Origin of the sequence: Rothia sp. ZJ932, assembly GCF_016924835.1 — a bacterium.
Taxonomy (GTDB): domain Bacteria; phylum Actinomycetota; class Actinomycetes; order Actinomycetales; family Micrococcaceae; genus Rothia.
Window position 1 is genome coordinate 542,743 of record NZ_CP070480.1, and the last position, 26,339, is coordinate 569,081.

The following is a 26,339-nucleotide window of genomic DNA, read 5'->3' on the forward strand; positions in this document are numbered from 1 at the left end:
CATGAGCTCTATTGCACTGATGATGCTGATAGTTTCCATCGTAATGATCTGGGGCGGTTTGGCTCTTGCCATCGTGAACCTGGTTCGCCACCCCGAAGATCCTGTGGTTTACTCCAGCGCAGACGAACCTGATCACCTCTAACGAGAAGGACAACGCGCTTTCTTCTCTGCTAGTTGGTTAAAAACCTCGGTAGCCTTCCCCTGAGGGGGAGCTACCGAGGTTTTTTCGTAGGATACTGCAATGTGCGTGCCTTGGGGCTGGTCTTTAACCGTGTGCTGGGTTACCTAGCTTGCCCTTTTGATGTTGCCACTGCGGACGCGCGTACGCATCACCGCGTCTGCGAGGAAGAGGGCGACTGCCACCCAGACCAGGCTGAAGCCAATCCAGCGTGCTGGGCTCATTTCTTCACCAAAAATGAACAGTGCAATGAAGAACTGAATGGTAGGGGTGGCGTACTGAATAATGCCGATCAGCGAGAGCGGGAGATTGGCTGCAGCCACCGCGAAGCAGAGAAGGGGAATAGCGGTCACGATGCCAGAGAGAGCCAGAATAAAAGCGTGGGTGGTGCCGTTACTGGTGAAAGAGAGCGAACTTTGGATGCCGATAAATCCTAAGACGGTTAGGGCGAGGGGACTGAGCACTAGCGTCTCTGCGGTCAGCGAGTTGATGGCGCTCACTCCGTGCCCCAGCTGAGATTTAACCAGCCCGTAGAGACCAAAGCTAAAGGCAAGACCCAATGCAATCCAGGGTACCTGACCGTAGAGTAGCGCCATCGTGGTAACAGCGACTGCGGCAACCACCACCGCAATCCATTGCAACGGACGCAACCGTTCGCCCAGAACCATCACTCCCAAAAGCACTGCAACCAGCGGGTTAATGAAGTAACCGAGTGACGCTTCGAGGGTGTTACCGCTGGTGACGGCGATAACGTAGAAAAGCCAGTTGGAGCCAATGAGCAAACCGGCTATTAGCATACGAACCATCATCGACCCGCGGCGCACTAAAGCAAAGAGGCTACGGTAACTGCCAGCCACCGTCAGAATGAGAGCGCAGAACACCAGGGAGAAAATGATGCGCCAGGCTACAACTTCGAGGGCACTTGCTGGTTGAGTCAGTACAAAGTAGAGGGGGAAGAGTCCCCATAAACCGTAGGCACCGGCAATAGCTATCAGCCCTTTACGGGTATCACGTTGATGCTCAACGAACCTGCTCATGCTTTTGACTCTTTCATCAAAGACCTATTTTTCTTTTAGAACAGCTACAGATATACGTTTTAGTCTCTCACGGATTCTTTCACCCCACGGGGTGTGTTCTTCTCATGATAAAAACCCCCGGCACCCGCACTGAGGCAGTGCAGATACCGGGGGTAATAACCCTGTGGGAGGTGTTTTTTACAGTCCGAAGAAGCGTGAGAAGAAGCCCTTCTTCTCTTTCTTCTGCTCTGCTTCGGGCTCAACATCTTCGCGTTCTTTGCGCTCAGCAGCCAAATCGGGTGCATCTCCTGCAACGCGGAAGGCTGCGGGCTTGTAACCGCGGCGCTTCTCCTCGGAGTCAACGACTTCGTAGTCGTTTGATTCGACGGTCTCAGTTTCAAGAACCTCGGTATCGTCGATCTGCTCATCGCTACGATCGTTAGCTGCGGGTTCTTCAACCTGTTCTGCCGGTAGCGAGTTGGTGGTGACGCGTCCGGGCTGAATATCTTCGCTGGGTGCCTGGTTGTAGGGTTCTTCCACTTCGGTGTAGACACGGTCGGTGGTGGTAGTGCCCTCAACGTTTTCAGCTTCGCGTGCAGCGGCAAGTTCAGCTTCTCGTTCTGCCTTTTCGCGTTCAGCGCGGGCGGCTTCTTCGCGTGCTTCAGCTTCTTTCTGACGCTGTGCTGCTTCACGTTCGGCAGTTGCCTGAGCATCATCCTGCTCACGTTCTGCCTTCTCGCGTGCCTCCTGCTCGGCGCGCGCTGAGGTTTGTGCTGAGGCTTCGGCGGCTGCAATGTTCTCAACTTCTGAACGCTCGCTACGCAACTGCTCACGTAAGGACGCGGCGTGGGCGGCGCAACGGTTAAGTTCTGAGGCATCGACGGTGGGTTCTGCTGCTTCAATGCCAGAAATCTTACCCTCGTCGAACCACAGGCGGAGGGCACCGTCAGAGGCGGTGATCACTGCGGTTGCTTCGGTGTCCCACGCGATGTGAGCGCCACGCAGGCGTGCGTAGGAGTCTACTGCCTTAAGGTGGTTGACCGCGGTGCCGGTCTGCAGCGCCTGAGCCATGACCCGTCCCATGCGGTTAACGGTGGGTGCCTCAAGCTCTAGCAGATCGCCATCAAGCAGAATCCATGCGCGGACGCCGGGGCCTACCTGGACGGGGTAGTGGGCGTAAACGCCGGTGAGAGTTTTAGCTGCTAGTGCTAGACGGCGGGCAAGACCATCTTTGAGGGTGAGTTCGTCGGTGGTGAGCTCATCAATAGAGTGCTGAGCACCGCCCTCACGGGTCTGGATTGCCGGTGCTACAACAGCGTCGGGGAAGTAACCCAGTTCTTTCCATGACCAGATCCAGGTACCGCGTGATTCAGACTCGGTGCCTAAAAGGTAGGGGTTAAGGGTTACGGAATTATCAGCTTCCAGGGTGAAAGACGGAGCTGAGAAGTCCACTGACCAGTCTGAGTCGCCGGTCAGCTCAGCCAGGCGCGCCTGGTATTCGGTGGAGATAAAGATTGATTCGTCAATCAAATCCTGCAAAGTTTTCATCATGTGCTTAAGGCTACCAATCTTTTAAGGCAGTTTAGAAATAAGTACAGGGCTTAGGGCTAAGAATGAACAGATTTCATTCTTTGGTGTAGGTGCTCTGGAATGTCATTTGAAGGGTGTCATTGCCGCAACCCGTTTGAAGGGGGGTATACATATAGAATTAAAGATACTTAAATGCCCGCCTACTGAAAGCTATTGAGTACTGATGAATCCTCGTTTTGCTGTTTCTGAAAGAGAGCGCCATTTGCAAGACTCGCTGAATGCTGTGGGTAGCTGGATGCTGGCGAACTGCGCAGAGACCGAGTGGAACAAACTGGTTCTTGAGGTCAAACCTGCAGGGGAGAGCTTTTTTACGCGCTTGACCCGCAGTTTTGAAGACCGTGATATTCCCGGTCAGCCGCAGCTACTGGATGAAGAAGATTTTATTACTGAGGAGCTTCATCGACTGCAGCATGCTGCTTACGATGAGCACGAGGGGAGCTGGTTCTCAGCAACTATTATTGTTGCGGCAAAGGGCTGGCCCAGCCCCAGCTTTCAAGTAGGGGCAGCCTACAACCGCGCGGGCGAACCCAGTAACTGGGAGGGCGAGGGCGGTATCAGCAACCGCGACATCCGTGTTCATCTTGAGAAGTTCCCCCGTACCTCTCCTCACCCCGCCTGGGTCGATCTTCGTTTGAAGAAGAGTCGCAGCGTTCCCATTGCTGATCTTGATGAGCAGAAGGTACCCAACTCTTATCTGGTAGAGGCTTTGAGAGAGTTCGGTGCTGAGCGTACTGAGCGTGCCCTGGTAAATGTGGCGCGTCAGATGCTTAGCGGTGATGTCTTTTTGGATGCGACTGACTCTGAGTTCGTGCCTGAGGGAGATAACCCGTGGGGTCCCGAGACCAGGGTGGTGTACTCTGTCATTCGCTTGGCTGATTACCGAGCGCTGTGCGTCTTCTCCTCAGCAGATACGGCACTTGCTTCTCACCGTGAAAAGGGTAGGGAGGGCACCCCCGTACTGACTCGCGAAGCCAGCATGAAAGTGTTCTTGGATGTGCTCAGCCGTGAGGATCTCAACATGCTGGTGATTGATCCGGGAACCGCCCACATGTGCATTATCGAAGAACCGCAGATTCAATGGCTCTTGCAGGTGCCCTCTAACGCCGCAGCTAAAAACGCGCTGATGAAGCAGAACATGCAGGCGCTCCTGTCTGCCCTCGCCGCGCCCAGCGCTTTCTTGCTCACCGCTGTGGCACCAGACAACCTTGAAGGTACCCCGCTGATGGTGGAAGAAGAAGACGGACGCGCTCTGCTGACCTTTACTTCGGCGGCCGAGGCGTCAGCTCTTGACCCCACCCTTGAGGTGCGCTCGGCTCAAGCAACGGATATCTTAGAGTTCGCCGTAGCGAGCGGGGCTGATTACGTCAAAGTCAATGCGCTCAACCCCACCGCAACCCTGCCCATTGCTCAGGTGCGCGATCTTATTGACCTGATTCAAGCAGCACGTATTACTGATTCCCAAAAGTAAGAGAGAAAACCTCGTGGAACATCTTCTAGCGCGAATAGGTAGTGCTTCGGCGCGCCGGGCTAAAACAGTGCTGGCTGTCTGGCTTGTGGTGTTGGCGGTGGCAGGTGTTCTTGCCCTGACAATTGCCCGCGGTGCCACCAGCAACTACACCATTCCAGGAGCTGATTTTCAGCGGGTCACCGACCAGCTGCACGCTGCTCTGCCAGAAACGGGGGAGAGCTCTGGTTTAGTTGCCCTCCGTACAGAGGGAGCAGTCTTCACCGAGCAGCAGAAGCAGGGTTTCGCTGCGGTCCGGTCAGAGATTGAAGCATTAGAAACTGTCGCCTCGGTTTCTGACCCCTTTGTCACCCAAGCACAGCTTGATGAGCAACGAGCCCAAGTTGAGGGTGCCCCTGCCCAAATCTCTGATGCCCAGCGTCAAATCGACGAGGGGCGTATCGCTGTGGATCAGGCGCGTGAAGATTTGCCCGATGTGCCCGATGCGGTACTAGATACCATAGCTCCCGGCGCTCTTGATGAGATCAATGATAGGTCTGCTGAACTCGACACTGCCCAGTCGCAGGTCGATGGGCAGCGTGCGTCCTTGGAGCCTGCTCAGCGTGCTCTGGAACTTGCCGGAGACACTCGCACCGTCAGTGAAGATAACACTGTTGCGTTGGTCAATGTAACACTGAGCGAAGATATCTACTCGATGAATGCTGATGATCGAGAGCAGATTCTTGAGGCATTTGAAGCCTTAGAAACATCGCAGCTTGAGGTTAACTTCTCGAACGAACTGGTGCAGGATGTTTCAGAAGTGTTTGGCGCTTCTGAGGCTATCGGCCTTATGGTAGCGATGGTTGTTTTGTTGGTGACCCTGGCATCAGTGGTGGCAGCGGGTCTGCCGCTGGTGGTTGCTTTGATTGGTTGCGGCATTGGCGTGGGTCTGGTGTACGCTAGCACCTCGTTTGTGTCGATGACCGCCACCGACCCTGTGCTGGCGCTAATGTTGGGTCTGGGCGTTGGTATTGACTACGCGCTTTTGATTCTGCACCGATTCCGCGAAGCTCGCGTTGAAGGACGCGCGAAGGTTGAGGCGATTGCTGAAGCCAACGCTACTGCCGGGCACGCAGTGCTTTTCGCGGGCATGACCAATATTATTGCTCTGGGCGCTTTGAGCGTAACCGGTGTTCCCTTCTTAGCGGTCATGGGCTTTGCTGGCTCCTTTGCCGTTGCGGTGGTGATTGCAGTGGCGTTGACGCTCACCCCCGCATTGCTCTCTTTGCTTGATACCAAACTGCTTTCTGCTCAACAGAGGCAGATGCTTGCTTCGGGGCGCACCGCTGAAGAATCCCGCTCTCTCAAACTTGAACGAGCCAACCGCGGTTGGGGTGCCTTCGTCACCCGCCATCCTTGGCTGATGACTTTTGCTTCTCTGAGTGTTCTAGCGCTGGCGATTATTCCCGCAGGTTCTTTGCGCCTGGGTCTGCCCGATGGATCATATCAGCAAGCTGATTCTACCGCTTTCAAAACCTATGACGCGGTAAAAGAACACTTCGGTGAAGGTCGCAACGGTACCATCGCGGCGGTAGTACACGATGATTCAGCAACCGATAGCGAAGCGATGCGGGCTGTTGCTACTGACGTGGCAGAGAACCTGAAAATCGAAGGAATTACCTCCGCCTCTGTGAGCGCTATTAGCGAAGATTCCCATACTGCGCTTGTCACCCTGATCCCCACCGAAGGTCCCAACTCAGAATCAACGGTGAACACCGTACACAAACTGAGCGAACACGCTGAGAAACTCGAAACCGAGCGTGACCTACAGGTTGGTCTGACCGGTCAAACGGTTGCGAATATTGAAATTTCTGAGCGCATCATGGCAGCAATTCCGGTGTACTTATCGGTGGTTGTGGCGCTGTCGCTCTTGCTTATGGGCTTCGTGTTCCGTTCTGTTCTGATTCCGCTCATGGCAACCGTCGGCTTTCTCATGTCTACCCTGGCTAGCTTCGGCGCCGTGGTGGCTGTCTACCAGTGGGGGTGGGGAGCCGACATCTTCGGTGTTGCACAGCCCGGTCCGATCCTTGCCTTCCTGCCTATTCTGCTGGTCGGTATTCTCTTCGGTCTGTCGGTGGACTACCAAATCTTCATCGTTTCAGGTATGCAGGACGCCCGCCGCGCAGGCTTTACGGCTCGTGAAGCGGTGCGCGTGGGCTATCGAACAGGTGGCGCTGTGGTCACCGCCTGTGGCGTCATCATGATCTCGGTATTCGCGGGCTTCGTATTCTCGCACCTCACCGTTGTGCGTCCCATCGGTTTCGCCCTCGCCTTGGGCGTAGCCATGGATGCCTTCTTGGTACGCACCACCTTCATACCGGCAACCATGCATCTGCTGGGCGAAAAGGCGTGGTGGCTGCCGAGGCGTAAGAAGTAGCAAAAAGCTGACTGGTCCACCGCACGCATCCTGCCTGTGCAGTGAGCTAGTAGCTGCCGCCTGAACCTGAAACACCCGCACAACAAAAACCGCCCGGTGCCTCCTTGAATTTGTATCAAGGACGCACCGGGCGGTTTATTGCTGAGGAATAGCTAGGCTATCATCATCTCAGGTAACCCGCAGATCGCTTCTTAGGGGGTCTGGGGAGCAGATTCATCTGCTTTCTAGTTGTTGTTCTTCCACGCTTCACGTACGCGAGCACCCAGCTCTTCGTGTACTGAATCCCAGTACTTGAAAGCGCGTTCACGGATCTCGTCTGAAACAACAGCACCTACGTGACCGGCGATATTATCAACCAGACGTGCCTGAGCAGCATTGTCCAGAACCTCAGCGTAGAGGGCACGTGCCTGACCGAAGTCATCGTCCTCAGCATGCAAGCTAGCAGCTGAGCGTACCAGTTCACCGTCGAAGTCCCAGCCAACGTTCTCTTCATGAGCCTTCACAGGATCAGCGTGCGGGCCATCGAATGAGTTGGGTGCGTACACCGGAATTGAAGGATCATTGAAGGTGTAGCGCATAGCGCCTTCCTTCGAGTAAGTATTCAGCTGCGCGTTCTTGGGGAAGTTCACGGGCAGGTCAGCGAAGTTGGTGCCTACACGGTAACGGTGCGCATCGGGGTAGGAGAAGATACGACCGAGCAGCATCTTATCGGGGGACGCCGCAATGCCGGGAACAAAGTTGCTCGGTGAGAAAGCAGCCTGCTCAATCTGAGCGAAGAAGTTCTGCGGGTTCTGGTTCAGGGTCATCTTACCGACCTTGATCAGCGGGTAATCACCGTGAGGCCATACCTTAGTCAAGTCGAAGGGGTTGAAGCGGTAGGTCTTCGCATCCTCGAAAGGCATTACCTGAACGTAGAGGGTCCATGAGGGGAACTCGCCGCGCTCAATCGCCTCGTACAAATCCTGACGGTGGTAGTCAGCATTCGCACCTGCCAGACGCTCAGCTTCATTACCGGTGAGGAAGTCGTTGCCCTGGTCAGTCTTGAAGTGGTACTTAACCCAGAAACGCTCGCCCTCAGCATTGATCCACTGGTAAGTGTGTGAACCAAAACCGTCCATGTGACGCAGGGTTGCGGGAATACCGCGGTCACCCATCAACCAGGTTACCTGGTGAGCTGATTCGGGGCGCAGGCTCCAAAAATCCCACTGCATATCGTTGTTACGCAGACCGTTACCGGGCAGGCGCTTCTGCGAACGAATGAAGTCGGGGAACTTGATAGCATCACGGATGAAGAAGATCGGGGTGTTGTTACCCACGAGGTCATAGTTGCCCTCGGTGGTGTAGAACTTGATTGCAAAACCGCGGGGGTCACGCCAAGTATCGGGTGAACCCTGCTCACCAGCAACAGTTGAGAAGCGAATCAGCATCTCAGTTGAAACACCGGGCTGGAACAGTGCAGCCTTGGTGTACTTTGAAACGTCTTCGGTGGTCTCAAAAACACCGAATGCGCCAGTACCCTTAGCGTGAACTACACGCTCGGGCACACGCTCGCGGTTGAACTGTGCGAGCTTCTCAACGGTGTATACGTCGTGCAGTACAACGGGGCCGTCGTTACCAACGGTCAGCGAGTCGTTGTCTGAGGCAACGGGGGCACCTGAGTTGGTGGTAGTGAATGAACCGGGCTTGATGGGATTCTCGGTCATCGTCATCTCCTTATTAGTGTGATGATGCATTGAGTTCTCAATGCGTTTTACCGCATCCGGTGCTTGCAATAAGTACCGGTGACGCAGATAAATCTGTGACGCTACTGTGAGGTAGCGAGTTGGTTCTGGCAGTTGGCACAAATTCCGCGGTAAATGACGTCCGCGCTGAGCAGCTGCATGCCGTGGCTCTGTTCAGGGGTGAGGCAGGGAGCATGACCTACTGTGCATTCAACGTCTTCTACCGTGAGGCATTTGATGCACAGAGCATGGTGGTGGTTATCGCCCGTGCGTGTCTCGTAGAGGGCGGGGGTACCGGGAGGCTGGAACTTTCGCAGCATCTCGATGTCGACAAGATCAGCCAGCACTACATAAACAGATTGCACGGTGATGCTGGGCAATTCTTGGCGCACGGCATCGACAATAGCTTCTGCCGTTGAATGCGGTGAACGGTGTACAGCATCAAGTACGGCAAGGCGCTGTTTAGTAACGCGCCTGCCCTGGGTACGCAACCCGGCAGTCCACCCTAAACGAACCTCGTCCGTGACGGGGGAGTTGTGGGTAGTACTGAGTGTCGCTGTTAATGAAGGCATACCCCCAGCATACTTATTCTGAGTAGTTCACAATAAATGCGACACGGAAAGTTACAACCTTTCGCACTATTTTCTCCGCACACTTCAACGTGCTCACCCCCGATAACCGCGGTATCACTGCACTAGAAAAACGAAGGAGCCCCCCGCCCCCTCCCCACATATGCGGTAGAGAATAAAACGTAAATTTCTAGGAATACCCTGTCAATACTGATAAATTTAAGAACCCCCCATACCCCTGCACAAAAATCCATACCCTTGCAATGCTGGTGCAATCAATAACCCAGAACCACCATTGATGCTACGACGAACGCATACATGGATTACCGCGAACGAGGTTACGTCATCACTGAATCGCTGCCACCCCTAGACCCCTCAGCAGAACTCTCCGATGAGACTCTGCTCAAAGCAGTGCGCGCAGGGGATCAGAACTCCTACGGATTACTGTACGAACGCTACCGTTCAATGGCGACGGCTATTGCGTACAAACACACCAGCGATCCCGGGCAAGTAGATGACATCGTCGCTGAGGCTTTCGCGCGCGTCCTACAGGCGCTACGTAACGGCAACGGCCCCACCTCATTCATGGGCGGTTACCTGTCAACCACCATTGCCCACCTCGCCGGTGAGTTCGGTTTAATCCGCGGACGCGAGGTGCCCGCCGACAGTACCGCGTTAGAGCATCTGGAGACCTTGGACGAGGCCGTTCTGCACCTCAATGAATCAGATGAACTCATCGCTGCTTTCACCGCCATGCCCGAACGCTGGCAGTCTGTCTTGTGGCTTACCGAGGTCGAAAAACGCAAACCGCGCGATATCGCCAACGCCCTTGACATCTCGCCGAACGCAGTGTCAGCACTTACCCTGCGTGCCCGAGAGAGCCTGCGCGAGGGCTTTTTGCGCGCCCACCAAAATGCACCGGTGACCGTTGCCTGCCAAAAGCACTATGACCGTTTGCCCGCCCTGGTAAGAGGCTCACTCAGCGATAAACGTGCTGAAAACCTGCGTTTGCACCTTGAAGAGTGTACTTATTGCACCTCTGAATACCTGTCACTGATGGGCATTAACAAATCAATGCGCGTCTGGGTATTTCCCGTGCTTGCTGGGCTGGTCCCCTGGGTCAATGACGGCACCACCATTATCGGTTTTCTGGGCAAGGCTGCTACTGTTGCTGCCAGCAACCCCTTTGCCGGTGCAGCCTCAACGGGGCAAGCCGCACCCTCCATCCCCGCATCAGACCTGCTCACACCTGCCGGTGAAGCGGTCGGGTCTGTAGCAGCGCACACTACTGGAACGGCTACCCCCAGCCCCGCTCAGACGTTCTTGCGCAATGCGGCACACCACGGAACCTCACCACTTGCCCTTGCTGGTGGTGGTTTGCTGGCAGTTGCAGCTGTTGTGGCAGGTATTGTCATCGGCGGTGGTCTTTTAGAGGACGACCCTGAGCCTGTACGATTCTCTGAGGAAGCACACGAAGCGCGCGGTGACTCTAGCTCAGCTGCAAGCGGTGCCCCGCAAGAAAGCCAAGAACTTTCAGAGCCTGCTGAAAAGAGCGCGAACGACGCTGTGCAGGGGGATGGCGCTGAGAATCCCTCAGGAGCGGCACCCTCAGCAGCTGCTAATGCCCCGAGCAACACTAACACTCAGGGCAACGATAACAAGGACGCAAGTCAGCTCAACGAAACAGCAGGTGGCGCGCTCGCTAGTAGCGCTCTTGCATCGGCATTGGAGACACCAGCCTCTGGTGCGGTAGTACCCGCAGCTGTTGCGCCAGCTCTGCATGCTCAGCCCCTTGTGGCATCGCCGGCTCCGTCACAGTCTGCACCTTTTACAGCGCTCCCTCCCCTAAACCAACCTGGCACAGTGCCTTCAATACCTGATGGTGGCGCTCCTACCCCCGGCGTTCCCGCAGCGCCCGGTGAGCAGGCTCCCCCTCACGTCCAACCGCCCCTTGCCCCCTCCGCCCCAGACGCGGGCACCCCGACTAGCCTCATTCAGCCTGAGGTTCCGACTGATTCTGTAGAATCTGCTGACCCTGTTGTGCCTGACGCCCCTGAGGAACCAGTTGCTCCTGAGGTTCCGACTGACCCGGTAGCGCCAACTGACCCAGTTGACCCTGCTCAGCCAGATGTTCCGGTTGATCCTGAGACTCCTAAGGTTCCGACTGACCCGGTTGATTCTATTCAGCCGGTCGATCCTGAAGATCCGACGGAGCCAGTAGCTCCTAGTGGTCCTGCGGATCCTCTTGATCCAGAGTCGCCGGTGGAGTCAAATAACCCTGATAATCTCCCGCCCTTACTTGATGGGGACTTTGAGCTCATTGAACTCGAACCGGCTGACCCCGCAAGACCGGACCCCGATAACGCTGAGGCTGATCCTTCTCCGGATAACCGCGATGCACCTATTTACCCTCCGCGGGAGGCACCTGAGTTGCCGAACCTACCCTCTCCCTGTGACGGAGCCCCGGTGGGGCTGTACCCACCCCACTTTGACTACTGGACTATCGTTAACCGTCCGATACCTGACACTGTGGATGACCCCGAGTACTTCGGGTACTGGTTCTTCTCAGTACCCTGGCAGGACTGGACGGTCGCTGACCCCACCGTCAGCAAGTACGTCATGTTTCAGTTTGAGGTAGATGGCACAAAGTCTATTCACGGTGACTGGATTCCCCATGCAGTGGTTGAGAGCCGCTACTTGGTGCCTGCTCTTGCCTACCTCTACGGTGCTGACAGTAATAATTTTGTGCATGTATATGATGAGCCGCCGAAGACTCCTGTATCGTCTAGTGATACGTAAAAGTAATGAAAGGTAGCAAGAGATGCGCGGACACTATAACGGTCTAAAAACCGCTTTGCTTCTTGGCACGCTGATGGGCTTTTTGGTGCTCATCGGAGTCTTCCTGGCGTATTACACGAATAACGGAATATTTATTCTCCTGTTCGGTCTCATCGGTCTAGGAACTATCGCCTACAGCTACTGGAACTCCGATAAAATCGCGATTCGCCAGATGAACGCTTACCCGGTGACTCGTGAGCAGGTGCCCGGTCTGTACGCAATTGTTGAAGAACTTTCGGCGAAAGCACAAAAACCGATGCCGCGTTTGTTCGTTGCACCGTCCATGACTCCGAACGCTTTTGCAACGGGGCGCAACCCCGAAAATGCTGCGGTGTGCTGCACAGAAGGTATTTTGCAGTTGCTGGACGAGCGTGAGATGCGAGGTGTTCTCGGGCACGAGCTGATGCATGTATACAACCGCGACATCCTCACCGGTTCTATTGCTGCGGCGATGGTCGGTTTGATTTCTTCTATTGGTCAGTACCTGTCCTTCGGTATGCTGATGGGCAATAACCGCGATAACCGCACGGGGGCTTTGGGGTCTTTGCTGATTGCTTTCCTTGCACCTCTTGCTGCTGGCATTATTCAAATGGCGCTGAGTCGCACCCGCGAGTACGACGCGGATGAGGATGGCGCAGAGCTCACCGGCGACCCCCTAGCGTTGGCGTCAGCGCTCAATAAGTTGCATCACGGCATCGCCCGTGAACCGATGAACCCCCGAAACCGCAAGGCGGAGGGCGTGGCTTCCATGATGATTGCTAATCCTTTTGGTGGTTTGAAGAACGCTATGAGCACACACCCGCCAATGCAACAGCGCATTGAGCGACTTGAGAACCAAGCCCGTCAGATGGGTCAGTTCTAAAGACTAAAAACACAAAGGACGCGTCGCACCAAAATTTCTTGGTGCGGCGCATCCTTAAGTTTTAAAGCCTCGGCGCTGCTGGATTTTGCCGGCAGCGGGGAGGGCTTAGCGGTAGTTGGTGAACTGCAGGTCTACTTCGAGGTCTTTGCCCTTGAGTAGTGCAATGACGTCTTGTAGGTCATCGCGTGACTTTGAGGATACGCGCAGTTCATCACCCTGAATAGTTGCTTTGACACCCTTGGCTGCCTCATCGCGAATAATTTTTGAGATTTTCTTTGCCTGATCCTGGGCGATGCCCTCCTTGATGGAGGATTCGATGCGGTATTCCTTGCCTGAGGCGTAGGGTTCACCGGAGTCAAGGGATTTCAGTGAGATACCGCGCTTGACCAATTTGGACTGGAATACATCGAGTACAGCCAGGGCACGTTCTTCTGAGTTTGCTTTGACGAGGATCTTCTCACCTGAGAAGTCGATTTCTGCGCCTACGCCGCGAAAGTCGTAACGCTGCGCTACTTCTTTCTGTGCCTGGTTGAGGGCGTTGGAGATTTCTTGTTTGTCGACTTTTGAGACGATGTCGAATGATGATTCGCTTGCCATAATCTACCTTCTGTTGACGGGCGGGTGTGGTTCTCTTACTACTACTTAAAGGTACAGGTTTTAGCGGGTGGGTAACAGTTGGTGTGGACGCTTGTGGGCAAGAAATTGGGTGCGGGTTGCGTGCCTCTGAGAAACAGCCTTTGTGCGTGCTTAGTCACAAAGGCGGATTTGAGTTTTTGATTTATGGAAAGTTCGGGTAGAGTATTTCTTGTTCGCGCAACGAGCAGTAATGTTTGTTGAGTGGCTTGGCAGATTACCCGAGCGGCCAAAGGGGGCTGACTGTAAATCAGCTGGCATTGCCTACGGGGGTTCAAATCCCTCATCTGCCACCGAATAACCCGGTTCACGAAAGTGGATCGGGTTTTTTCATGTCTCAGTTATTCTGCTCTCGTGTAATAAGAGGTGGGCAGTTCTTTCCGTTAGGTTAAGCGGTAAGAAAACGCATCCGGCATTTTCCTGAATCAGAAGGATGAAGCTACCAAGGTGGAACGTATGCATAGCGCTGTCGTTAGAATTGGTTTCCCAGATGCGTTAGAGTAAAATCAGACTTCATCTAGAGTGAATTTTCTTTCTTTTTTCTGCTGGAACCTGTAGCGTGAAGAGCATGACAACGATTGAAGTAACTCAAGAGAATCTGACCGACCTCGTCCAGAACAATGACATCCTGTTGTTGGATTTCTGGGCTGACTGGTGTGGTCCCTGTAAGCAGTTCGCTCCCGTTTTTGAGGCAGCAGCTGAAAAGCACACTGACATTGCTTTCGGTAAGGTCGATACTGAAGACCAGCAGCAGTTGGCGGCAGCCGCTGGAATCAACTCGATTCCCACCCTGATGGCATTCCGCGAGGGCGTCCTGGTATTCTCACAACCCGGTGCACTGAACGCCTCACAGCTCGATCAGGTTCTTGAAGCAGTCAAAGGCCTGGATATGGAAGATGTACACAAGCAGGTAGCCGAAGCAGAGAAAGCTGAGGCAGAAAAAGCTGAAGCCGAGCAGGCATAATCTTTAGATAAACCTCTTTATACCCCGTCTCGTGTAGAAACTTTTTTGCACGGGGCGGGGTCTTTACATACCCGGTAATCTCTAACCGCTGCGTCCTCCCCTATATCCGCAACTCTTATTCCGCTTCAAAGTGCCGTAAGGGGGCATATTTGACCCCTGGTATGGCACTTTCAGGCGGAGCTATTAGATAAAGCGGTGGTCTTCTGGGGCTAGACGCGGTGCGCGGCGGGGCTCTAAAACTCCGCTGGCTTTGATGAGAGCGACCACCCGTGCTCGGTGCCCAGCCCAGGGTTTGAGCAGGTGCAGCATACCCGCGTCATCGGTTCGCCTGCCCGTGAGGGCATAACCCACCAGATGCGCGAGGTGAAAATCTCCCACACTAATGGCATCGGGGTGCCCGTGGCTACGTTGAAGGGCTTCTGAGATAGTCCACGGTCCGATTCCAGGCAGGGTGTTGAGTGCGGACGCGAGCTGTTCCACCGGTGCGGTGTGCGCTAGATGTTCAAGGCTGGTAGCCCTGTCAGTGTAGGCAAGAATGGCTTTGGAGCGGGCGCTGTCGAAACCGAATCTGTGCCACTTCCACGACGGCAGACGGCGAATGGCTCGCGCGTCCGGAAAGAAGAACATGCCTGTAGGTTGGTGGGGGTTACCGGTTGCCGGCACCGGTGAACCCAACTCGCGAATGATCGCGCGCATCCCGCCCATGGCTTCAATGCCGGTGACTTTTTGTTCGGCAATGGCGGTGACCATGTGACGGGTCAGCTGACCGGTGGCGCTGAGCCTGATGCCGGGGTTATTGCGCTGGGTTTCACGAAGAACTAGCGGTAAGTCTCGGTAGGTGCTGAGGGTCAGAAAGGCATCCCAGACATCGTGAAAGCCGAGCCAGTAGGGGAGATTCGCAGCTGCTTGTTCGAGGGCGGATGCGTCACTGTGGCACCAAAGCCTCACAGTAATAGGATGCATGAGCCGCTGTGCGAGATCTTTCACGGTGCTGTGTTCTCGTGAAAAGCAGAGCAGAACTCCCTCGTTCCTGTAGGTAGAGCTTACCCAGTACTGCTCCTGATCGCGCGTGTGAACGGAGCGAAAGAGCGGATCTTCGTGCCCGCGTGCAAGAGTGCCGAGTGTCTGCCCCAGGTGAATGGGGTGCGGAGGTTGTAAAATGACGGTGGCACGAAGCATTCCTCTATTTTTCCATCTACTTGCCCCGTACGAAAGATCTTGTTCACCATGACGAAGCTGAAAACAATGACGCTTGCCCGTAGTGTGGGAGCGGTATTGAGTATTGTTGTCGCCGTGGTTTACACCCATTTTTCGTGGGTTCAGTGGTCTAACTGGGTGACTCCGTCCTGGGACTTAGGTATTTTCACCCAGCTCGCGAAAGCCTACGCTGCTTTTGAGCAACCGATTGTGAGCATTAAGGGGCACGAGTTCAACCTGTGGGGCGATCATTTTCACCCCATACTTCTAGTGCTTGGCCCCGTCTATAAGGTGTTTCCTTCGCCTTTTACCCTGCTGGTTGTACAGAATCTTTTGGTTGCCCTTTCAGCGTATCTTCTCGTGGTATTAGCGGCTCGTTTTATGCACGTTGTCTTCGCGCTACTGTTGGGGGTTGTCTATGCCTTTAGCTTTGGTATTCAAGAGGCTGTTGCGGTGCAGTTTCACGAGGTTGCTTTTGCCCTGCCCCTGTTGGTTGTGTCTTTGGGGTATCTGGTGCGTGCCAGAGCTGAAAGGAACGATGCGCTTTTGGCGCGTGCTGCCCTGTGGGCTGTTCCTCTCGCTCTGGTGAAAGAGGATATGGGGCTCACCGTCGCGGCAATTGCTGTGGTGGGGCTGGGCAGAAGCGGTTGGTATCACAGGGCTTTTGACCTGCTTTTCCCCGCACAGAGCTCGACTGTTGCCCGACGCAGTTTCTTCTTCCGAGTTTCGGACGCGCTGAGTCTGCTGACTCAAAAGAGAGGGATACGAACCTGTGCTGCTGTGCTGTTATGGGGACTCGTTGCAACCTTCTTATCGGTCACTGTCATCTTGCCTTTCTTCAATGTGGGGGGCGTTTTCGACTACACAGACAGCCTTGATGTTGCCGGGGCTATCTCAGATCCCCTGCAAGGTCTGCTGCTGATGGTCTACCCCTGGCAAAAAGCTGTGACCCTTGCAACCCTGCTGCTCACCGGCGCTATTCTTTGGGTAGTCAGCCCTCTGGCTGTGATCGCGCTTCCCACACTTATCTGGCGATTCTTAGCCACCAACGAGGGGTACTACGGCACCGACTGGCACTACTCAATGGTGCTTATGCCCATTGTTTTCTGCGCTTTGATTGATGTTCTTGCCCGCTTTGCGCCCGAAACTGCCGAAGACCCCAGTGTCAAAAAGTTGCCTGCCCACCTTCTGCAGGCACGCGCGTCCGCACGAGGTCTAGCAGATAAAACCTACCGCACAGCTATTGCTCTACTGTCGGTAGCTTTACCGACCTTCGCTCTCATTGTGGCGCTTGCCCATATGCCTCAGCTGCCCTTGGCAACCCAGCTAACTCATGATTACTCCAGCGCCTCTTGGCAGGAGAATCTTGCCCAGAAAAAACAGGCGCTGGCGAGCATTCCGCAGGGCACCAGCGTCGCCTCAGACCTATCGCTGCTGACCCACCTCACCGTCAATCACGAGGCATATTGGATTGGCAACACCAGCGACCCCGCCCCGGACTACGTGGTAATTGACCAAGAAAACTCGGCATGGGGCAATAACCCTATTGAGAATCCTCCGCAGTTCGCTGCTGATACCTACCAAGCGCCTTACACTCTGCACACTCAGCAGGGCAGTATCTACGTGATGAAGCGCATGTAGCTACCGCAAGGTACCCTCCATCACGTCTTACACCTATTTACGGGTGCATAAGGTAGTGTTGAATCTTGTAATTGATGGTAAACCCCGTCCAAGAATGTTCTTTGTAAGAGATACCGAGTATCTTCTGCTCACCGTTTGTCTGTGAGGGCAAAGAACCGCTCCAAGTACTTTATAAGTTCGTAAGCGCTAACTTTCTAAAAACCTGTTTCTAAGGTAAATCGTCTCTACCCACCGTTTAGTGTTCGGGTAGAAGTGTGTGAAGGTGGCGCAGTAGTCACATCAGAGACTGCCACCGAAGTTGTTTCGACGAGCTTTTTAATTCAGGGGTCAACCTTCGCAACTCAAAGCAGTTGCGCCACCTGAGCTCGAAAAGAGAAAAATTGACTGAAAATAATACCGCAACCGCTGCTGAGTTCGTAGAACCCAACCTTGACGCTGTTGCTCCCGCAGCTGCTGAAGAAGAAGGCGTTCGCTTTACCGATCTCGGCTTGGACAGGCGTGTTCAAACTGCTGTTGATGCCGCTGGCTATGAGAAGCCCTCACCTATCCAGGCAGAAACTATTCCCCTTCTTCTTGAAGGACGCGACGTTGTAGGTTTGGCGCAGACCGGTACCGGTAAAACCGCTGCTTTCGCGCTACCCGTTCTTTCACGTCTTGCAGAACTTGCAGATGTTAACGGTGTTTCTAAAGACACCCAGGTGCTGGTTTTGGCACCTACCCGCGAACTTGCTTTGCAGGTCGCTGAAGCATTCAGCTCCTACGCTACCCAGATGGAGAACTTCACCGTTCTTCCCGTCTACGGTGGCTCACCCTACGGCCCCCAGCTCGCTGGTCTCAAGCGCGGCGCTCAGGTTGTAGTTGGTACCCCCGGTCGTGTGATCGACCACCTGAAGAAGGGGTCACTGGACCTTTCAAATCTGCAGTACCTCGTTCTCGATGAGGCTGATGAGATGCTGCGTATGGGTTTCGCAGAGGATGTTGAGCAGATCCTTGCTGACACCCCCGAAACCAAGCAGGTTGCACTGTTCTCAGCAACCATGCCCACCAGCATCCGCAAAATCGCATCACAGTACCTGAACGATCCTGTTGAAGTTCGCGTGAAGTCAAAGACCACCACGAGCGCGAATATCAAGCAGCGTTACATGCAGGTTATGCACTCACACAAACTTGAGGCAATGACCCGCGTGCTTGAGGTTGAAGATTACGACGGCATTATCGTGTTCGTTCGTACCAAGAAAGAAACCGAAGAGCTTGCCGATAAGCTGAAGGCTCGCGGCTACCAGGCAGCAGCTATTAATGGTGATATTCCGCAGAACCTGCGTGAGCGTACCGTTGATTCACTGCGCGATGGTCGCATCGACATTCTGGTTGCAACCGATGTTGCTGCTCGCGGTCTTGACGTAGAGCGCATCTCACTGGTTGTAAACTTCGATATTCCTCACGACACTGAGTCATACGTTCACCGCATTGGTCGTACCGGCCGTGCAGGTCGCGAAGGCGCAGCGATTCTCTTTATGACCCCGCGTGAAAAGTACATGCTGCGTCAGATTGAGAAGGCTACCCGTCAGCAGGTTGAGCAGATGCACATGCCTTCAGTGGATGACGTGAACTCAAACCGCAAGACCCGTTTTGCGCAGCAGATTACTGACACCATCGAAACCGAAGACCTGTCACTGTTCCGCGAAATCGTTGATGCATACGTGAACGAGCACGATGTTGAACCCGAAGAAATTGCAGCAGCTTTGGCTGTTATTGCTCAGCAGGGTCGCCCCTTCTTCGTTGAAGAAATTCCTGAGCCCCGTGGCGGTCGTGATCGCGGTGACCGCCGTGAACGCGGCGATCGTGAAGAGCGCGGTGGCCGTGGTGGGCGTCGCCACAACGATGAGGGCATGGTGAGCTACAAGCTCAATGTTGGCCGTTCATCGGGCGCTAACCCCGGTGGCATCGTGGGTGCTCTCGCGAATGAAGGCGGCATCGACGGTTCACAGGTTGGTTCCATCGACATTCGCCAGCACTTCACCATCGTTGATTTGCCCGAGGATCTTCCTCGTGACTTCTTCGATCGTTTGGAAGACACCAAGGTTGCAGGTCAGTTCATTAACATCCAGCGCGATAACGGTCCCAAGGGTGGTGGCTCACGCGGTGGTGGTGAGCGTCGCGGCGGTTTCCGCAAGGATCGCGGTGGTTTCCGTGATGACCGCGGTGGTCGTGGTGGCTCACGCGGTGGCTTCAAAGGTCGCAAAAAATACTAAGAGTATGCTTTCCCCTCGGGGGAACACCTTAAAAGCTGGTAACTGATTTCTTGGTCAGATACCGCTGGTGCAGGACGCGCGTTCTTTCTCTTCTGTAAAGAGGGGAGGGGGCGCGCGTCCTTATCTTTAAACGCAGGGTGAGTACCTGGTGGGTAAGTTGCTGCGCAGATGCATCTTTAGCGTGGTGTAGAACACCAGTAGGTGAGTCCTTTTCAATTTGCCAAGTACTGCGAAAATGCCGTAAGGTATTACCTGTTGCCCCGATAGCTCAGTGGTAGAGCGCCATCTTGGTAAGATGGAGGTCCCGGGATCGATTCCCGGTCGGGGCTCTGTATGAGCCTTGTAATAGAGGTAAATACTTGGCGGTGTAGCTCAGCTGGTTAGAGCGCACGACTCATAATCGTGAGGTCGCGGGATCGAGTCCCGCCACCGCTACGCCCCGATAGCTCAGTGGTAGAGCGCCATCTTGGTAAGATGGAGGTCCCGGGATCGATTCCCGGTCGGGGCTCTTTTCAAGAGATTAAATCATCCGTTCAGTCTTTGACTGGGCGGATTTTTTCTTGTTCTTTTGACTGAGTGTGTTGGGGCAGTGACTCTTGAGGCGTAGAGGGCGCGGTGCGTGCCATACTGGTGTGTATGGCTGACAACAATGCTAAAACAATTAATCCCGATATCGTGGGTAGGGCGTACCCACCGGCAACCAGCTACACTGTGGGCCGAGAGAAAATTCGTGAGTTCGCGCGTGCGGTGAAGGCAACTTCACCGCTTCATTTTGATGTGGAGGCTGCACGAGAAGCTGGCTATACTGACCTGATTGCACCGCCGACTTTCGCAATCATTCTGGCGCAGGCGGCTGACGCTGCGCTTATTCAGGACGAGAGTGCTGGCATCGACTTTTCCCGTGTGGTTCATGCTGATCAGCGTTTTACTCACCACCGTTCTATCGTGGCGGGGGACGAGTTGCTGACAGCAGTTCATGTTGATAGTGTGCGCGTGATGGGCGCAGGGGCTATGCTGACCACCCGTGAGGAAATCACCACTATTGAGGGGGATAAAGTCGCTACCTGCGTTTCTTCCCTGCTGGTAAGGGCAGGAGAGTAAGAACCATGACTCTACGTTTTGAAGACCTTGAAAAGGACCAGTCTATTGGCGAACGTGAGATCAGCGTGACCCGTGCTGACCTGGTGAGCTATGCTGGTGCGTCCGGAGATTTCAACCCGATTCACTGGAACGAGCGATTTGCAACGGCTGTTGGTTTGCCGGGAGTTATTGCCCACGGCATGTTTACCATGGGCGCAGCGGTGCAGCTGGTGACTGATTGGGCAGGCGACCCCGGCGCTATTGTTGATTACCAGACACGTTTCACCAAGCCGGTGCCGGTACCCGATGCGCAGGACGCTGACTCCCCGGCAAACGGTGGCACAACGATTTCAGTGAGCGGCAAGGTCGCTTCGCTTGACGATGAGGCGAGCACCGCTCGTGTTGATCTCACCGTGTCAGCCCCAGATACTGAGGGTAACCTGCAGAAAGTGTTAGTTAAAGCGCAGGCTGTTGTGAAATTCTAAGAACTCGTGAAAACCTCAAATACCCGGTCAGATTCATTCCTCTGACCGGGTATTTTGCCCCCTGGATCTAAAATTCAGCTGCTGGCAGCGTCCGCTGTATCACCCCTGCCGTTCCCGCGTGCTCCCTCAGCTCTGAACTAAAGTCGTAGAAGTAGTTTGCGAGGGGAACTCGCCCCGCGGTGAGACTGTGCATGTGCCCAGAAATAATTTGTGCTCTTTGAGAGTTACGAGAGGGGCACCCTTGCGTGTTTTCTGTGATGGGTAATCCTGTTGATAAGAAAAGCTGAGAGAGAATTTGTGAAAACGGTAGTGACTGATCAGCAGATTCAGGGCTGGTACCGGGCTGTTTTGATTTTATTTTTTGCGTCGGGGCTTTTGACATCATCCTGGCTGGCGCGCTTGCACGATGTAGCGCACGGGCTGAACCTCACGGCGGGTCCCATGGGCGTACTACTGCTTGCTCAGACTGTTGGTTCATTTTCGGCGGTTTCTCTTTCGGGCGTTTTAGTGTCTCGTTTTGGTGCCCAGCGCTGCATCCTTTTTGCCTACCTGCTTTCTGTTGTGGGGATGTGTGGGCTGGGGCTGGGGGTGGCTTTGTCTCAGGTGTGGATTGTTGCTCTTTCGCTCACCGGCATGGGCTTGGGTACTGCTGTGTCGAATGTTGCTTCTAACGTGCAGGGGGTTGCCGTTGAGCGTGCTTTGGGGCGCTTCGTGACTCCGATCATGCACGGCTTCTTCTCGATTGGCACAGTGGTTGGTGCCGGTATCGGTGCCCTCGATACCTACCTAGGGGTGCCCTTTAGCATCCACATGTGGTACATGGCAGCTTTGATTCTCACCCTGGTGCTTTACGCTTTGCGTCTGTGCTTTTCTGAGAACTACGGTCAAGACAACACCGCCATGATGGCGCAGGTCAGCGCCTACCGAGTTAAGGACGCTTGGCGCGACAAACACACTATTTTCATTGGTTTCTTCGTGCTGGGTATGGCCTTAGCTGAAGGTTCGGCAAATGACTGGATTGCCCTGGCTCTCACTCAGGAGTACGGAACTACCGCCACAATTGGTTCGCTGGGTTATTTCACTTTCGTCGCTGCAATGACCACCGGACGCCTAACGGGCACCCGTCTGCTCAACACCTACGGTCGCATTCCGGTCTTGAGAGTCACCTGTACTCTCGCCATGATTGGTTTGATTATTTTCATTTTCGCTCCCAACGCACCCACCGGTTTCGTGGGACTCGTTATTTGGGGTCTGGGCGCGTCCTTAGGGTTTCCCACGGGCATGAGCGCAGCCTCTGATGACCCCATCAAATCAGCGGTACGTGTATCGGTGGTATCAACCATCGGCTACGCGGCCTTCCTTGGCGGCCCTCCGATCCTGGGTTTGTTGGGCGAGATCTTCGGCATCCGCCACGGTTTGTTGGGCGTGCTCATCTTCGTCGCGGTCTCTTTCGCTATGACCCGCTATCTTGAAATTTATAAGAAACAAGAACCAATCCATGTTGAGATTCTTGACCGGTAGTCACTGCCTGCTGCACCCAACAAGACGGTACACTGGGGGAGTGAGTGAAATGTTATTGAGTGAGCTAACCACTGTCAACGTTGGTGGTTCTGCCAAAAAGTATGTTCGAGCAACATCTGAAGCTGAGATTATCGAGGCTGTGAAAGCCGCTGACGCAGCGGGGGAGAACTTGCTGGTTGTCGGTGGCGGATCTAACCTCATCGTCGGTGATGAAGGTTTTGACGGCACCGTCGTACACATTGCCTCCAAAGGCATCGAGCGCGATGATACTCCCAGCTGCGGTGGGGCTATTGTGCGCGTCCAAGCTGGTCATAGCTGGGATGATCTGGTGGCATACACCGTCGATAAAGAGTACTCAGGTCTAGAAGCCCTCTCAGGCATCCCCGGCACTGTGGGCGCAACACCGGTGCAGAACGTCGGAGCTTACGGTTCAGAGGTTGCACACACTATTTTCCGTGTGCGTACCTGGGACCGCAAAACGGGCAACCTCAAGACCTTTGCACCCGCTGATTTGAAATTCGCCTACCGTCATTCTCTGCTCAAAGAGACTACGGTGAATGGCAGTCCCCGCTATGTGGTGCTGACTGTTGATTTCCAGTTGGCTTTCGGTAGCCGTTCTGCCCCTATTCGCTATGCTGAGCTTGCCTACACCCTGGGCGTTGAAGTGGGCGAACGGGCGGACGCGCCTACCGTGCGTGAGACAGTGCTGAAACTTCGTGCGGGTAAGGGCATGGTTCTAGATGCCAGCGACCGTGATACCTACTCCACCGGTTCTTTCTTCACTAACCCCATTGTGGATGAATCAGCGCGTAAAAATCTGCCCGAAGACGCCCCCGCTTATCCCGCGACTGACGCTCGTGGGCAGGTGCTTGACGGGAAAATTAAACTGTCAGCTGCTTGGCTTATTCAGCACGCAGGCTTTGAAAAGGGCTTTGGGCTTGAGGGCGAAGCTGCCGAGCTCACCGGAGCACGCGCGTCCCTTTCCACCAAGCATACTCTGGCAATTACCAACCGTGGCGGGGCAACTGCCGAGGATTTGATGAGTATCGCTCGCGCTGTGCGCGACGGGGTTTTCAGCTCCTTCGGCATTGAGCTGGTGCCCGAGCCCGTTATTGTGGGTACACACATCTAATCTGTTACGCAGAAAATTACTGGGTGCGTTACGTGCGCTGGTCTATTAACCCGCGCGTAGCGTCCTACCCGGTAAGGTATCGGTGATCGGTCAAGGGTAGAGGGGGGGCTATGGGGCTCGATCGAGAGATTGCTCAGAGTGAAGGACGCGTGCATCGGGCGATGCACCGTCTGCGTGGATTTTTGCACCATCATCCGGTGTTGCTGTGGTGTTATCGCATTATTGTGAGTGTGGTGGGTGCTGTGCTCATTTTGATGGGTTTGGTGATGCTCATTACTCCGGGGCCCGGCTGGCTCTTCATTTTCATGGGGCTGGGCTTGTGGGGCACAGAGTTCCACTGGGCCCACCGCTTGAACCTGTGGAGCAAATCGAAGGTCTTGGGCATCTGGCATCGAGCGCAGGAAAAGCGTTATGACGCGCATCGCCGCAAGCAGGCGCGTATCTGGGCTGACCGCGATAACCAACAGCACTATTGCCCCAGCGGCTGTCATATATCTCAGCCTGTGCGTCCCGAATAAAACATAGAAAAACCGGCTACCTGAAAAGTTCAGGTAGCCGATTTTTTGCTCTCTACACTGCTTAGGGTTTTTAGAGGGTGCCGGTGGCAATTTTGAGCATACGGCGAATGGGCTCAGCCGCTCCCCAAAGCAGCTGGTCACCTACGGTGAAAGCTGAAATGTACTGGGGACCCATATTCAATTTGCGAATACGACCGACGGGAATATCCAGAGTACCCGAGGCAGCGACGGGGGTCAGACCTTCCACAGTTGCTTCTTTCTCATTGGGGATTACCTTTGACCACTGGTTGTCTTCATCGATAATTTTTTCGATTTCTTCAACGCTGAGATCTTCGGTGAGTTTGAGGGTCAGTGCCTGGGAGTGTGAGCGCATGGTGGCAATACGGACGCACAACCCGTCAAGGACTACGCGGTCATCGCCTTCAAGACCAAGGATCTTGTTGGATTCTGCTTCTGCTTTCCATTCTTCTTTGGACTGACCGTTGCCGAGGTCGGAGTCGATCCAGGGAATTAGCGAGCCTGCTAGCGGCACGCCGAACTGGCTAGTGTCGAGTTCACCGGAGCGCTGCTTGGCAAGTACCTTGCGGTCAATCTCGAGAATAGCGGACGCGGGGTCGGTAAGTTCACTTGCAACGGTGCCGTTGAGTTCACCAAACTGGGTGAGAACTTCACGCATGTGGCGGGCACCGCCGCCGGAAGCTGCCTGGTAGGTCATGGAGGTTCCCCACTCCACTAGACCCTGCTTCCACAAACCGCCTAAGCCCATGAGCAAGCAGGAGACGGTGCAATTGCCACCCACGAAGTCTTTGATGCCTGATTCGAGACCGCGGTCAATGACGTCGCGGTTAACGGGGTCAAGAACAATCACTGAGTCGTCGTTCATGCGCAGGGTGGAGGCTGCGTCAATCCACAGGCCGTCCCAGTCGCGATCGTTTAGCTTATTGCGGACGGCGGTGGTGTAGTCGCCACCCTGAGTGGTCACGATAATAGGTAGCTTTGCCAGCTCGTCGATATCGTATGCGTCCTTCAAGGTGCTTTCTTCGAGTGCACCGTCAAAGGTGGGGGCGGGTTTGCCCGCACTTGAAGTGGAGAAGAAGACGGGAGTAATGCCCGCGAAGTCGCCCTCTTCGAGCATGCGCTTCATGAGCACAGAACCCACCATACCGCGGTAGCCTACAAAACCTACTGAATCACCGGATATAAAAGTCATAGTTTTAGTCTAACCGGGGGTGCAAGTTACGCGCGCTAAGCGTTCAGAAGGTGAAATGACACTCCGTTTGAAAACCTGTAACCGAGCGGTGACTTTATAAAAAGTCACCGCTCGGTTACTTTTAGGGAAGTTCCCGTTCGGTTACGCTAAGAGGGTGTATCAAAGAAAAAGTAATAAAGTCCGAACGCTTGAGACAACCTCCCAAGTGGGAGATTTTTTTAGGCTACGCCGTGAAGGGCTGGGGCTGACCCAAAAAGAAGTGGCGGCAAAGATAGGCGTATCACGTAAGTGGTATGTTGAGATGGAACAGGGTAAACCCACTGTTGAGCTTTATAAAGTGCTCGATGTTTTCTGGGCGCTAGAACTTGAACTTGAGGCAAGAGCTAAAGAGGCAAAGGGCAAAGAATGAGCGAACTGAACGCCTATCTTGATGGTGAACTGTGCGGAACTTTCACCGAGAAAAACGGTCAAATTACTTTTTCCTATAGCGAAGAGTATGAGGGACAGGTCCATCTCTTCCTCTCAATGCTTGAACGGAATAAGGTTCACAAAAACAAAGTGGCTCTTCCTTTCCTCAAAGGACTCTTGCCCGATAATACCCAAGCTATCTCTAATATGGCGCGAGAAGCTGGAATATCTGCAGGATCAGTCTTTAGCCTCTTAGGCCACTATGGGCAGGATGTCGCGGGAGCTCTTCAACTACTCCCACCTGGTACACCCAGTAGCGACGCAAACCGTCAGAAAATAAGTTCTCAGCATCTTCTGGACGAGGCTAGCTTTGAAAATCTGCTGCACGAAAGTCGAAACTTTTACCGGCAGAACACACGCGTCCTCTCCGATGAAGGATCTGCTGGTAGAGGGTAAGAGACTCGGCATTGAAGCTACTAGAGCTGAAGGAATTGTAGAAGAAGTCCTGTCATCGCTTCCCTCAGTCTTTGAAAAAGTTGGAACAAAGTTTGGGTTCGAAGATTCTGCGCAAAAAATTTTGGATGGCTTAGAGTCACTCTCGGCCGCGCGATTTGTTTCAACCTACTGGAAATAATAAGGCAAT

At 54.3% G+C, this 26,339-nt stretch carries 22 protein-coding genes and 4 tRNA genes; 19 read left to right on the plus strand and 7 right to left on the minus strand.

The annotated features are described in order from the left end of the window. Window position 1: 1 nt before the first annotated feature. Entirely contained in the window at window positions 2-142 is a 141-nt protein-coding gene (locus JR346_RS02495; RefSeq protein ID WP_204877899.1) for a methionine/alanine import family NSS transporter small subunit, read from the plus strand. Window positions 143-285: 143 nt separating this feature from the next. Here JR346_RS02495 and rarD read toward each other — a convergent pair whose 3' ends face one another. Together rarD and JR346_RS02505 are read right to left on the minus strand one after the other, a co-directional pair. Next, window positions 286-1,215, minus strand: coding sequence for an EamA family transporter RarD (gene rarD, locus JR346_RS02500; protein WP_240333992.1), 930 nt, complete (start codon window positions 1,213-1,215; stop codon window positions 286-288). A gap of 177 nt (window positions 1,216-1,392) precedes the next feature. Further along, the gene (locus JR346_RS02505; protein ID WP_205482940.1) at window positions 1,393-2,745 is read right to left on the minus strand and encodes a DUF6882 domain-containing protein; all 1,353 of its coding nucleotides are present in this window, start codon (window positions 2,743-2,745) and stop codon (window positions 1,393-1,395) included. Window positions 2,746-2,947: 202 nt separating this feature from the next. Between JR346_RS02505 and JR346_RS02510 the strand changes: the two genes are divergently transcribed. Beyond that, window positions 2,948-4,252, plus strand: coding sequence for an SseB family protein (locus tag JR346_RS02510; protein ID WP_205482942.1), 1,305 nt, complete (start codon window positions 2,948-2,950; stop codon window positions 4,250-4,252). 13 nt (window positions 4,253-4,265) lie between these two features. Beyond that, complete coding sequence (locus JR346_RS02515) at window positions 4,266-6,665, plus strand: MMPL family transporter (RefSeq protein WP_205482944.1); 2,400 nt, start codon at window positions 4,266-4,268, stop codon at window positions 6,663-6,665. Between the two features lie 224 nt (window positions 6,666-6,889). On the opposite strand, the gene JR346_RS02520 is transcribed toward JR346_RS02515, so the two are convergent. Further along, window positions 6,890-8,368 carry a catalase gene (locus tag JR346_RS02520; RefSeq protein ID WP_304621686.1) on the minus strand — a complete coding sequence of 493 codons (1,479 nt, stop codon included), beginning with the start codon at window positions 8,366-8,368 and terminating at the stop codon, window positions 6,890-6,892. Window positions 8,369-8,469: 101 nt separating this feature from the next. Further along, window positions 8,470-8,958, minus strand: a complete 489-nt coding sequence (locus JR346_RS02525) for a Fur family transcriptional regulator (protein WP_205482946.1) — start codon at window positions 8,956-8,958, stop codon at window positions 8,470-8,472. Window positions 8,959-9,273: 315 nt separating this feature from the next. Between JR346_RS02525 and JR346_RS02530 the strand changes: the two genes are divergently transcribed. Both JR346_RS02530 and JR346_RS02535 read left to right on the plus strand, forming a co-directional pair. Then, window positions 9,274-11,754, plus strand: coding sequence for a sigma-70 family RNA polymerase sigma factor (locus JR346_RS02530; RefSeq protein WP_205482948.1), 2,481 nt, complete (start codon window positions 9,274-9,276; stop codon window positions 11,752-11,754). Window positions 11,755-11,776: 22 nt separating this feature from the next. Further along, a complete protein-coding gene (locus tag JR346_RS02535) occupies window positions 11,777-12,655 on the plus strand; it encodes a M48 family metalloprotease (protein ID WP_205482955.1) in 879 nt (292 codons plus the stop codon). A 105-nt stretch (window positions 12,656-12,760) separates the two neighbouring features. Here JR346_RS02535 and JR346_RS02540 read toward each other — a convergent pair whose 3' ends face one another. Then, a complete protein-coding gene (locus JR346_RS02540) occupies window positions 12,761-13,252 on the minus strand; it encodes a YajQ family cyclic di-GMP-binding protein (protein WP_205482956.1) in 492 nt (163 codons plus the stop codon). Between the two features lie 247 nt (window positions 13,253-13,499). Here JR346_RS02540 and JR346_RS02545 point away from each other — a divergent pair. Both JR346_RS02545 and trxA read left to right on the plus strand, forming a co-directional pair. Then, window positions 13,500-13,581: transfer RNA gene (locus JR346_RS02545), tRNA-Tyr, on the plus strand. A 275-nt stretch (window positions 13,582-13,856) separates the two neighbouring features. Next, a complete protein-coding gene (gene trxA, locus JR346_RS02550; protein ID WP_204877890.1) occupies window positions 13,857-14,252 on the plus strand; it encodes a thioredoxin in 396 nt (131 codons plus the stop codon). A 183-nt stretch (window positions 14,253-14,435) separates the two neighbouring features. Here trxA and JR346_RS02555 read toward each other — a convergent pair whose 3' ends face one another. Next, window positions 14,436-15,431, minus strand: coding sequence for a DNA-3-methyladenine glycosylase (locus JR346_RS02555; protein WP_205482958.1), 996 nt, complete (start codon window positions 15,429-15,431; stop codon window positions 14,436-14,438). Window positions 15,432-15,479: 48 nt separating this feature from the next. Here JR346_RS02555 and JR346_RS02560 point away from each other — a divergent pair, with 48 nt between their 5' ends. From JR346_RS02560 to JR346_RS02605, 10 genes are all read left to right on the plus strand, one after another. Further along, window positions 15,480-17,090: a DUF2079 domain-containing protein gene (locus JR346_RS02560; RefSeq protein WP_205482959.1), complete on the plus strand. Its 1,611-nt coding sequence runs from the start codon at window positions 15,480-15,482 to the stop codon at window positions 17,088-17,090. A 380-nt stretch (window positions 17,091-17,470) separates the two neighbouring features. Beyond that, the gene (locus JR346_RS02565; protein ID WP_205482969.1) at window positions 17,471-19,342 is read left to right on the plus strand and encodes a DEAD/DEAH box helicase; all 1,872 of its coding nucleotides are present in this window, start codon (window positions 17,471-17,473) and stop codon (window positions 19,340-19,342) included. Between the two features lie 257 nt (window positions 19,343-19,599). After that, a tRNA-Thr gene (locus tag JR346_RS02570) sits at window positions 19,600-19,671 on the plus strand. A gap of 32 nt (window positions 19,672-19,703) precedes the next feature. After that, window positions 19,704-19,777: transfer RNA gene (locus JR346_RS02575), tRNA-Met, on the plus strand. A 1-nt stretch (window position 19,778) separates the two neighbouring features. After that, window positions 19,779-19,850 (plus strand) — tRNA-Thr (locus JR346_RS02580). Window positions 19,851-19,978: 128 nt separating this feature from the next. After that, window positions 19,979-20,443, plus strand: a complete 465-nt coding sequence (locus tag JR346_RS02585; protein ID WP_204877886.1) for a MaoC family dehydratase N-terminal domain-containing protein — start codon at window positions 19,979-19,981, stop codon at window positions 20,441-20,443. A 5-nt stretch (window positions 20,444-20,448) separates the two neighbouring features. After that, on the plus strand, window positions 20,449-20,907 hold the full coding sequence (locus JR346_RS02590; protein WP_205482971.1) for a MaoC family dehydratase: 459 nt from the start codon (window positions 20,449-20,451) through the stop codon (window positions 20,905-20,907). A 309-nt stretch (window positions 20,908-21,216) separates the two neighbouring features. Then, window positions 21,217-22,428, plus strand: coding sequence for an MFS transporter (locus JR346_RS02595; protein WP_205482973.1), 1,212 nt, complete (start codon window positions 21,217-21,219; stop codon window positions 22,426-22,428). Between the two features lie 40 nt (window positions 22,429-22,468). Beyond that, window positions 22,469-23,560: a UDP-N-acetylmuramate dehydrogenase gene (locus JR346_RS02600; protein ID WP_204877883.1), complete on the plus strand. Its 1,092-nt coding sequence runs from the start codon at window positions 22,469-22,471 to the stop codon at window positions 23,558-23,560. A 110-nt stretch (window positions 23,561-23,670) separates the two neighbouring features. Beyond that, the gene (locus JR346_RS02605; protein ID WP_205482975.1) at window positions 23,671-24,078 is read left to right on the plus strand and encodes a PGPGW domain-containing protein; all 408 of its coding nucleotides are present in this window, start codon (window positions 23,671-23,673) and stop codon (window positions 24,076-24,078) included. A gap of 70 nt (window positions 24,079-24,148) precedes the next feature. Here the strand turns inward: JR346_RS02605 and asd are convergent, their stop codons facing one another. Next, on the minus strand, window positions 24,149-25,288 hold the full coding sequence (asd, locus tag JR346_RS02610; protein WP_204877881.1) for an aspartate-semialdehyde dehydrogenase: 1,140 nt from the start codon (window positions 25,286-25,288) through the stop codon (window positions 24,149-24,151). A gap of 205 nt (window positions 25,289-25,493) precedes the next feature. Here asd and JR346_RS02615 point away from each other — a divergent pair, with 205 nt between their 5' ends. Both JR346_RS02615 and JR346_RS02620 read left to right on the plus strand, forming a co-directional pair. Beyond that, window positions 25,494-25,697: a helix-turn-helix domain-containing protein gene (locus JR346_RS02615; RefSeq protein WP_205482976.1), complete on the plus strand. Its 204-nt coding sequence runs from the start codon at window positions 25,494-25,496 to the stop codon at window positions 25,695-25,697. Continuing rightward, window positions 25,694-26,152, plus strand: coding sequence for a HipA N-terminal domain-containing protein (locus JR346_RS02620; RefSeq protein ID WP_204877879.1), 459 nt, complete (start codon window positions 25,694-25,696; stop codon window positions 26,150-26,152). The genes JR346_RS02615 and JR346_RS02620 overlap by 4 nt, the downstream gene beginning before the upstream one ends. Window positions 26,153-26,339: the final 187 nt, after the last annotated feature.